This window comes from Desulfonatronum thiodismutans (assembly GCF_000717475.1).
Lineage (GTDB): Bacteria > Desulfobacterota > Desulfovibrionia > Desulfovibrionales > Desulfonatronaceae > Desulfonatronum > Desulfonatronum thiodismutans.
In genome coordinates, this window is the sequence record NZ_JPIK01000017.1 from 125,758 (window position 1) to 135,157 (window position 9,400).

Genomic DNA, 9,400 nt, shown 5'->3' on the forward strand with positions numbered 1-9,400 from the left:
AGAACTTCTCACGCATGGGCGAACTCGTTTTCAACGAACGCCCATGCCATGCCTCCTTGCTTCAGGTCGCCCCATGGCGCCAAGAGGGAACCCGGTGTAATTCCGGGACGGTCCCGCCGCTGTAAGTCCCATTCAACCCGACTGGCTTCGCATGGCCACTGGAACCGTGTTCCGGGAAGGCCCGCCAGATCAGGGGGACAAGTCAGAAGACCTGCCTGAAGCGCATTTGTCGCGGGACACGAGGATGTCCAGACGACCGTTCCCCGGGGCTTTATTAGCCCCATCACGGACTATGCGGAATCACCCTTCTCCCTGGTCCAGGCTGCGCGGCCTGGAGCCGCTGAGTTTGTGCGACTGGCCGGGTCGCGTCTGCGCCGTGCTGTTTCTCGGCGGCTGCGACCTGCGTTGCCCCACGTGCCACAACTTCCATCTGGCCTGGAATTCCGAAGACGATCCCTGTATCTCTCGCGACCGAGCTCTCGGCTTTCTCGACCAGCGAGCCCCCTGGCTGGACGGCCTCGTGGTCACCGGCGGAGAGCCGGCTTTGTCCACGGACCTTCCCGAATGGCTCGCCGAATTGCGGGCCCGATCGGGCTTACCCGTCAAGCTGGATACCAACGGCATGCATCCCGACGTCGTGGAGCGTATTCTGGACATCCAGGCCGCGGACCTGTTGGCCGTGGACCTCAAAGGGCCGTGGTCCAAATATCCCGTGTTGACCGGCAACAAAATCACCGCCCGTGAAGCCAAGGCCACCCTGGGCCGGATTTTCAAATTGGCCGAACGCCATCCCAAACACTTTCTGTTCAGAACCACCCTGGTCCCCCTGTTGACGCCGGAGGACCTCCTTGAAACCAGATCTCTCCCTCCCTCCGGATTTCTCTTGCAAACCCAACCTTTTCGCCAACCATCCCGCCCTTTCCAGGGCTATCATCCCAAGGAGCAACCATGCTGACCCACATCTGCAAACGTGACGGACGCACCGAAACCTGGGCCGTGGACCGAATCGCCGCAGCTATCCTTAAGGCACTGAAATCCTGCGGAATCCAAGATGCAATCTTGGCCGACCGCATGGCCCGCAAGGTGGAGGAACGCCTTTCCGAGGCCGGTCTGACCGTTCCGGACCAGGAACAGGTGCAGGATCAGGTCGAGGCGGTTCTGATGCAGTCCCGGCTGTTCGACGTGGCCAAGCGCTATATCCTGTACAGGGAAAAACGCCGCCAAATCCGGGAACAAAAGGCCGCGTTCCTGGACATCATGGACACCATCGACGCCTACGTGAACAAGTCCGACTGGCGGGTGGCTGAAAACGCCAACATGTCCCACTCTTTCCAGGGCCTGATGCTGCACCTTTCCGGCACGGTCCAGGCCCGATACGCCCTGGAAAAATACCCCTTGGAAGTGCGTCAGGCCCATGAACACGGCTACCTGCACATCCACGACCTGTCCTTCGGCCTGGCCGGATACTGCGCCGGATGGAGCCTGCGGGATCTGCTGCTGGAAGGCTTCAATCTGGAGGGTCGCTCCTCATCCGGTCCGCCGAAGCATTTCGACTCCGCCCTGGGCCAGATGGTCAACTTCCTGGGCACCCTGCAAAACGAATGGGCCGGGGCTCAGGCCTTCAACAACGTGGACACCTATCTCGCGCCCTTTATCCGTCAAGACGAACTGGACTACCGTCAGGTTCGCCAAGCCATTCAGAAATTCGTGTTCAATCTGAACACCACGTCCCGCTGGGGCGGCCAGAGCCCGTTCACCAATTTGAGCTTCGACTTGGCCCCGCCCAAACACCTGGCATCCGAAGCAGTGATCATCGGCGGCCGGCTCCACGACAGCCAGACCTACGCGGACTTCGGCCCGGAGATGGAGATGATCAACCGGGCTTTTCTGGAAGTCATGCTTCAGGGTGACTACCATGGCCGCATCTTCTCCTTTCCCATCCCGACCTACAACGTGACCGAGGACTTTCCCTGGGAAACCGAGGTGGGCGAGCTGCTGCTCCAACTTACTGCCAAATATGGAGTTCCATACTTTCAGAACTTCATCAATTCGGACTTCAAGCCCGAGGACGTCCGCTCCATGTGCTGCCGGTTGCAGATGGATCTGCGCGAACTGCGCAAGAAGGTCGGGGGGTTGTTCGGCGCCGGGGACCTGACCGGCTCCATCGGCGTGGCCACCCTGAATCTGCCCAAGCTGGCCTTTCTGGCCCACGACGAGGCCGACTATCTGGACTTGGTCACGGAATACGCCGAACTGGCCCGGGACAGTCTGGAGTTCAAGCGCAAGCTGATCAACGACAACCTGGAACGGGGCATGTTTCCCTTCACCCGGCGCTACCTGAAAAACGCCTACCGCGGACACTTTTCCACCATCGGCGTGGTGGGCGGCCACGAGGCCTGCCAGAACCTGCTGGGCAAGGGCATCGAAACCCCGGCCGGGATCCGGCTGATGCGGACCACCCTGCTCCACCTCCAGGACCTGACCCGACGCTTCCAGGAGGAGACCGGCAACCTGTACAACCTGGAAGCCACCCCGGCCGAGGGCGTCAGCTACCGGCTGGCCAAGCTGGACAAGACGCTCTACGCCGGGATCAAAGCCTCGGGCAACGGCGTGCCGTACTACACCAACTCCACGGCCCTGCCCGTGGACCTGGGGCTGGACGTCTTCGCGGCCCTGGAGCATCAGGACCAGTTGCAGACCCTGTACACCGGCGGGACGGTCTTTCACACCTTCTTGGGCGAGGCCGTGGCCGATCCCCAGTCCCTGCGGGCCTTTCTGGTCAAGGCCATGAGCCGGACCAAGCTGCCCTACATCTCCATCACTCCGACCTTTTCCGTGTGCAAGGACCACGGATACCTTCGAGGCGAGCACCCGGAGTGCCCGGAATGCGGCAACCCGGCGGAAGTCTACACCCGGGTCGTGGGCTACTATCGGCCGGTCCAACGCTGGAACCAGGGCAAACAGTCCGAATACGCCCAGCGTCGCGTTTTTGCCGGACTGGGAGGTGAATGCACCGTGAGCTGAGATTCACGGTGAAGGCATGATGTGGTTGCCGCCAACTCGGTCCAAAAGCGACCGTTTCTTTCCGGGGACGGTCGCTGCTACGACTTCCGAAAACCAAAGATGCGTCCCCGGACCATGGACTCCGGGCCGAATTTCTCCCGGATCGCATCCAGGGTCGCGTCAAGGGTTTTGTCCTGGTCAGTCTCGTTTTCGGGGAAAAGAGAACGTTGCCGCCTTGCGCTGGAAAAATTGGACACGCTCAGCCCGATCAGCCGGACTTTCCGGGGAAGCGGCTCCGCGTCCAGCAATTCGGCGGCGGTTTGGAAGATCATCCGCGTGGACGCGGTGGACTCCCGCAGAGTTTTCCCCCGCGAGATCGCCTTGAAGTCGCTGAACTTGATCTTCAGCGTCACGGTACGCCCGGCGTGGCCCTCCCGGCGCAGCCGCCGCCCTACCCGTTCGGCCTGATCCAGCAGCCAGCGCTTGAGTTCCTCCCGGTCGTCGCTGTCCTCGGCAAAGGTGTTTTCCGCGCCTTCGCTTTTGGCCTCGCAGTCCGGGACCACCGGCCTGGGGTCAATCCCCCTGGCCCTGGCATAGAGAACCTCCCCCCACTTTCCGAACCGTTCGCGCCAGAATCGTTCCGGATACCCCGCGACATCGCCGACCCGACGCACTCCGAGCAGCGTGAGCTTCTCCAGAGTTTGCCGTCCGACGCCCGGAATCTTGGACACTGGCAGGGCGTCGAGAAACGCCGGCACGTCGTCCGGCGTGAGGATGAACAGGCCGTCCGGCTTGTTCTGATCCGAGGCGATCTTGGCCAGGAATTTGACCGGTGCCATGCCCACGGAACACGTCAGCCCGGTTTCCGCGACAACGGCTTGCTTCAACGCCGCTCCCAGCCGCCGGGGCGGACCGAAAACGCGTTCCAGGCCGCTGACGTCAAGATAGGCCTCGTCCACCGAGGCCTGTTCCACCAGCGGTGAAAACCGCTCCAAAACGGCCATGACCAGCCGGGAGAGCTGGGCATAGCGCGCCATGCGCACGGGCACGAACACTCCGTTCGGGCAGACTCGTCTGGCCTGAGCAATGGGCATGGCCGAATGCACGCCGAATTTGCGGGCTTCGTAGCTGCAAGCGGAGACCACCCCTCGTTCGGACCCGCCGACGATCACGGCCCTGCCGCGCAGCTCGGGATGGTCCAGTTGCTCCACGGAGGCAAAAAACGCGTCCATGTCCACATGCAGGATCAGGGGGGCAAAGGAGGAGGAAGAAGGGGCGGAACTCATGGCCCGCGATGATTCACGAAGGAGTTGAAACGACGGAACTTCTCTTGGCCGAGCACGGCAAGGGGCTACTCGGCGAAAACGATCTCCAGAACGTTGCTGTCACCCTCCCGACGATATTGCTGGGAAGCGCTCATTTCTTTGGTCAACAGAATGCCCAGCCCGCCCTGAACGCGCTCGTCCATGCCCAGGGTGACATCCGGAGGAGGCTGGGAAAGCGGGTCGAAGGGAGGCCCCTGGTCCGTGAATCGAACCAGAAACCGCCCTTCTTCCGCCCCTGATCCGCACTCCACGGTGACCGTCCCGGTCTGTTTCGGACCGTGGGCGTAGTGAAAAATGTTCAGGAGCACCTCTTCCAAGACCAAATCGATCTTCAGCGCCAAGGCCGGAAACGGTCCGGTGCTTTCGAACCGCTCCAGAACGAAGCTCCGCAAAGGCTCCAGAGAGGATATGTCCGCCGGCATGGTAAGGCCGGCCATATTCTCGTCGCTACTTGGCCGCAAGGGCCGCCTCCAAGGAGTCGTACACCGGGAAAATGGACGCGAAGCCGGAGATGTCGAAGACTTCCTTGACCATGGAACTCATCCCGCCGAAAGCCAACGAGCCTCCCTGGCTTTTCAACTTTTTGCCAACGCCCAGAATGACTCGCAATCCCGCGCTGCTGATGTACTCCAGGCCGGTGAAGTCCACGATCAGCTTGGAATCCCCCTGCTCCATCCAGCGCAGGCATTCCTGCTCAAAAGACGGAGCCGTTACCGCGTCCATCCGGCCCGTCGCCTTGATCGTCACGCCCTGCTCCACCTTGGTACTCGTAAATTCCATGCTGTCACTCCTCTTGTTTTTTTGAGAAATATGGTAACTTCTCAGCACATCTCAGAAAGAGCCTTATTCGGATACAGGATACCCGCCTGCGCGGGAATGACGTATCTTTATCATGCCGTTTCCGAATCAGTCATACCCGCGCAGGCGGGTATCCTGTCAGCTTTAGCACGGATGAGCTGAGGAATTACAAAAATTCGTCAACCAGCCTCTACATCCCCATGAACCGCTGTTTCGTATACCCATCTGGAATGTCGAAACTTCCGGCGGGAGCGGCCATTTTCTTATGCTCCAGAAGTTCTTCCCGGGTCACCACCGTCGCGCCCATGATATTGGCCCTGCTCACGGTCAGTACGGCGACCCCCTGAATTTTCTCCATTTCCCGGAGCAGCTCTTCAAAACCTTGCTGCCCGGCCATCATGGCATGACCGATCTTGTTGTACATGCTCACGTTCACGTCGATCTGATCCGTGGCGCAAATTTCCGAGGCGGTTTGCCCCATGGGCATGTTCAAGGTCAGCTCATAAACCCGACAGGTCCAGTTGTTGACGTTCTTCTCGGTTCCGGTATCCACGACCGAAGCCTTGACCTGCATCATTGCCCCCATCATTTGAGCCATCATTTGGGCCATTTCCTGCCCACCTTCCTGCTCACCCAGCATGCCGGCCATGGCCTCGGACAGGTTCATCGGCACCTCGGTGTAGGTTCGGTCGCCGTGATCCAGCATGTACATAGCCTGCTTGTCGCCATCGAAAATCACCGACGTCCTGTCGGAAGAATTCATCCGGGCCTTGTTGCCGCTCAGCCACGTCTCGACGATTTCCTCGCTGCCCGCCTGTTTTTGCCCCATGATCTCATACGGCTCGCTGACATGGAGAATCTTCAGGTAATCGTCCGCCCAGACCCAGCCTCCCAGAAGCAATACGACCAGAATAGTCGTCAAACAAAACGTCGCTCTTTTCATCGCTGCTCTCCAGTTCTTAAGTTGAAACCGGCCCCAGGCCGGGACGCGTTCGGTCTCCAACGCAAACCGTCGCCACCTCTGTACGAAGCCAAGCGAAAAAAGTCCATATGGTCGGCGATCATCTGCCAAATGTTCAGTCCGCCTCCAGCCGACAGCACTGGCTGTACAGAGCCGCGCAATCGCCCATGTCCGTGATTTGGGGCTCGATGATCGCGTTGGGGCCGTGGCCCAGGCTGACCCAACCGTCGCGACGGAACAGGACGACCAGGGGATGCAGGGATGCATCCAGGCGTATGCGTACGGCCATGCGCCCCAGGGGCGTGGCCAGGAAGATCGGACCGTCCGGGTCCACATCGTCCAGGTCCGGGTTGTCCGGGGAGACCATTACCTCAGGCAGCCCCTGCTGCTCGCTCTCTGGAATCTGGGAATGCATGTAGGAGCCGCGAACCAGGGAGAGCAGGCGTAAAGGGAACTCGGGATCGTCGTCCTGATCGATTTCCAGGGGTTCCGGATCTAGTGCCTCGGGGAATCGATACAACCCGTCAGAATGAGCGAACTTCAGCCCCTCAAAGGCGACTGAAGGATGATCGGCCCATGCGAAACCCTTGGCCCGGAAAGCGTCCAGATCGACGCCCACGGGGCCGAGGCCGACTCGCAGACACTCGTCCGGCTCCGGGAAGCGCACCGACGGGCTCAACCGTGCTCCCAGATCGCGCAGAATGTCGTAATCCGCGCGGCACTCCCCCCGGGGCGGAACCGCCTGACCGGAATAATTCACATAGTGATGCAGACAGGAGCCCACGATCTCCTCGCGCTCCAGCATCAAGGCGGGCGGCAGGATCACGTCCGCGCAGCGAGCCGTGTCCGTCAAAAACGCCTCCACGCAGACCACGAAGGGCCGCTGCAAGGCCTTGGCCATGGCCAGGCTGTCCGGGACCTGATTGACCACATTGTGCCCGTCAACCCAGACGAACTCAACCGGCGGGTCGGCCCATTCCAGTTCCCAGGCCAAGGAGGGCAACGGAAAGGAGCGTCTGGAGGTTGTCACGGGTCGCCCCGGTGAATCCGCCCGCCACGAGCCCAGATTGCGGCCCGAGGCAATGTTGAAGTACGAGCCTCCTCCGACGCGACCGATATTGCCCGACAGCAAGGCCAGGGCATTGATGAATCGCACGTTCTGGCCGCCGTACAAATACCGCTGCACGCCCCAGCCGATCAGCGTGGCCGTGGGGCCGACGGCGTAATCGGAAGTGGCCCCGGGCAAGGGCGCATACCACTCCAGCAATTCCTCCGCGTGACTCCGCTCCACGTCGCAGCGAAGCAGCAGATCTTCGGAATTATGACTCATTATCAGCGTTCGAAACGCCTCCCAACCGGCACAACCTCGAACGACGTCCGGAGAAATCCCGTCCAGCTCCATAAGCCGACGAATCAGCCAGGCCGCCAAAAAACGGTCCGTACCGGGACGAATGCGGAACACCCGGTCGGACCATCCTTCGCTTCCATCACCGCCTGGAGAGATGGTCAGCACCCTGGTTCCTCTTTTGCGCGCCTCGCGGACCAAAAGGCCGGTATGCGGGGAGGAGCGCACCAGGTCCTTGCCCCAATTCACGATCCGGGCCGCATTGAGCAAATCCGATGGATCGTTATGCTCCAACGCCCCGAAGTCACGGATGCATGCCTCAATGCCCGCATCGTCGCACAGGGAGCCGTGGATGGTGGAGGAGCCGAGGGCCGAGAAAAGGTTCAGGCTGGCCTGAGCCAAGACCCCGCGATACCCGTGGCCACGCACGTGCAGCACGGCCTCGGGCCGGTCCGCCAAGGCGTTCAGCTTGTCGACGATCACGTCCAAGGCCGTATCCCAGGAAGCCACCTCAAACCCCTCCTGGGCCAAACCGTCGGTTTTCCCGCGACGCAGTCCACGCTTGGGCTTCATGCGCACCAAGGGCCGGGTGATGCGTTCCGGGGCGTCCAGTCGATCAAAACAACGAGCGCCTTTCCGGCAAATGAACCCATTGGTGAACGGATGCGCCGGATTTGCCCGGAGCGTTCGAGCCCGGAAATCGACCAGAAACGAACAGGCGTCCGGACAGTCCAGGATACAGGCGGAAATCCGTGATGTCTCACCGTCGTTCTTCAACATTTCCATGCTCCTCATGACCGTCCTTGCTTCCGCGATCTTCGGTCGCTTTTTGTACTTGCAAACCGTGTCATTCCGACGGCATCCACTATATTTCGCCACCATGGGCGCGGTCAATAATCCACGTTTAGCTGAGTGTTGAATAAGTCCTTATCCGGCAGTCCGTTCAAAAACCCCAAGTGCAAGGAGCAAAAAAAGTTCAAGGTCGAAGCGTATTTATTCATACGTGAGAGTTTGAACTTTTTGCGGCGACGCAGCAATTGGGAGTTTTTCAACGGACTGTTCGGAATGTGTCAATGAAAGTGAGACAGCCAGGTCCATAAAATTAGTGTAGCGTTTTCATCATGGTTGGAGGGTTGATCCAGACCGCTTCTTGGGGCCGGAGGATTTTGGGCAGTTCAGGGTGACGGCCATTCCATCTGATGGGATTAGCAAGGAAAGCTTGTGTCATGGCGTTTGACCGGGTTTCCAGGATTTGTGGGACGATGCCGTAATGAACCTGCTCGGGCGTCATGAATCCGATACCGCTGTGCCGATGCTCCTCGTTATACCAAGGGAAAAAGGTTCTACCGTAGGCCAAAGCGTCTTCTTGTGAACCAAAGTTTCCAGGGAAACAGGGATGATATTTCAAGGTTTTGAACTGAGATTCCGAGAATGGGTTGTCATTGCTCGTATAAGGCCTGCTATGGGTTTTCGTGATGCCCAGATCAGCCAAGAGTTGGGCAACGGTTTTTGAGCGCATGCTGGGGCCGCGATCGGCATGGATGGTCAACTGACCTTGGGCGATATTCTGCTTTTCGCAGGATTCCTCGATCAAGCGCTTGGCCAGGCTTTGTGATTCTCGAGAGGCAATCATCCACCCGGTAACGTACCGGCTGTAGATGTCCATGATCACGTAGAGATAGAAATAGTTCCATTTTCGTGGCCCCTTGAGTTTGGTGATATCCCAGGACCAAACTTGATTGGGAGCCGTGGCCAGTAATTCGGGTTTTTCATAATGGGTCCTGGCTGTTTGTCGCCTACGGCCCTGGTTCTCACCTTCTTGCCGGAGAAGCCTATACATGGTGCTGATGGAACAGAGCATCCGACCTTCATCCAAAAGAGAGGCATAGATTTCATGCGGCGTACTGTCCTGAAAACGCTGGCTGTGTAAGATCTCAAGGACTGTGGCGCGCTCATCCGCGGACAATG

The 9,400-nt window shown here is 59.6% G+C and carries 8 protein-coding genes and 1 riboswitch; of the genes, 2 read left to right on the forward strand and 6 right to left on the reverse strand.

Features of this window, described 5'->3' with window-relative positions; all coding sequences use genetic code 11:
* Nucleotides 1-46 precede the first annotated feature (46 nt).
* Nucleotides 47-233: riboswitch (cobalamin riboswitch) on the forward strand.
* A 59-nt stretch (nt 234-292) separates the two neighbouring features.
* Together GY33_RS0113020 and GY33_RS0113025 are read left to right on the forward strand one after the other, a co-directional pair.
* Nucleotides 293-955 (forward strand): anaerobic ribonucleoside-triphosphate reductase activating protein, encoded by a 663-nt coding sequence (locus GY33_RS0113020; RefSeq protein WP_051822618.1) that lies wholly within the window; start codon nt 293-295, stop codon nt 953-955.
* Nucleotides 949-3,024: a ribonucleoside triphosphate reductase gene (locus GY33_RS0113025; RefSeq protein ID WP_031387750.1), complete on the forward strand. Its 2,076-nt coding sequence runs from the start codon at nt 949-951 to the stop codon at nt 3,022-3,024. Before GY33_RS0113020 ends, GY33_RS0113025 begins: the two co-directional genes overlap by 7 nt.
* A gap of 77 nt (nt 3,025-3,101) precedes the next feature.
* Here GY33_RS0113025 and GY33_RS0113030 read toward each other — a convergent pair whose 3' ends face one another.
* The 6 genes from GY33_RS0113030 to GY33_RS0113055 all read right to left on the reverse strand — a co-directional run.
* A complete protein-coding gene (locus tag GY33_RS0113030) occupies nt 3,102-4,289 on the reverse strand; it encodes a DNA polymerase IV (RefSeq protein WP_200874874.1) in 1,188 nt (395 codons plus the stop codon).
* A gap of 65 nt (nt 4,290-4,354) precedes the next feature.
* Nucleotides 4,355-4,789, reverse strand: coding sequence for an ATP-binding protein (locus GY33_RS0113035; RefSeq protein ID WP_152555191.1), 435 nt, complete (start codon nt 4,787-4,789; stop codon nt 4,355-4,357).
* Nucleotides 4,776-5,108, reverse strand: a complete 333-nt coding sequence (locus tag GY33_RS0113040; protein ID WP_028571688.1) for an STAS domain-containing protein — start codon at nt 5,106-5,108, stop codon at nt 4,776-4,778. Before GY33_RS0113040 ends, GY33_RS0113035 begins: the two co-directional genes overlap by 14 nt.
* A gap of 208 nt (nt 5,109-5,316) precedes the next feature.
* Nucleotides 5,317-6,069, reverse strand: a complete 753-nt coding sequence (locus tag GY33_RS0113045) for a DUF4412 domain-containing protein (protein ID WP_031387753.1) — start codon at nt 6,067-6,069, stop codon at nt 5,317-5,319.
* 133 nt (nt 6,070-6,202) lie between these two features.
* Entirely contained in the window at nt 6,203-8,212 is a 2,010-nt protein-coding gene (locus GY33_RS0113050; protein ID WP_031387754.1) for a molybdopterin-dependent oxidoreductase, read from the reverse strand.
* Nucleotides 8,213-8,534: 322 nt separating this feature from the next.
* Nucleotides 8,535-9,400, reverse strand: an 866-nt coding sequence (locus tag GY33_RS0113055; RefSeq protein WP_031387755.1) for an IS3 family transposase, incomplete at its 5' end; no start/stop codon positions are given.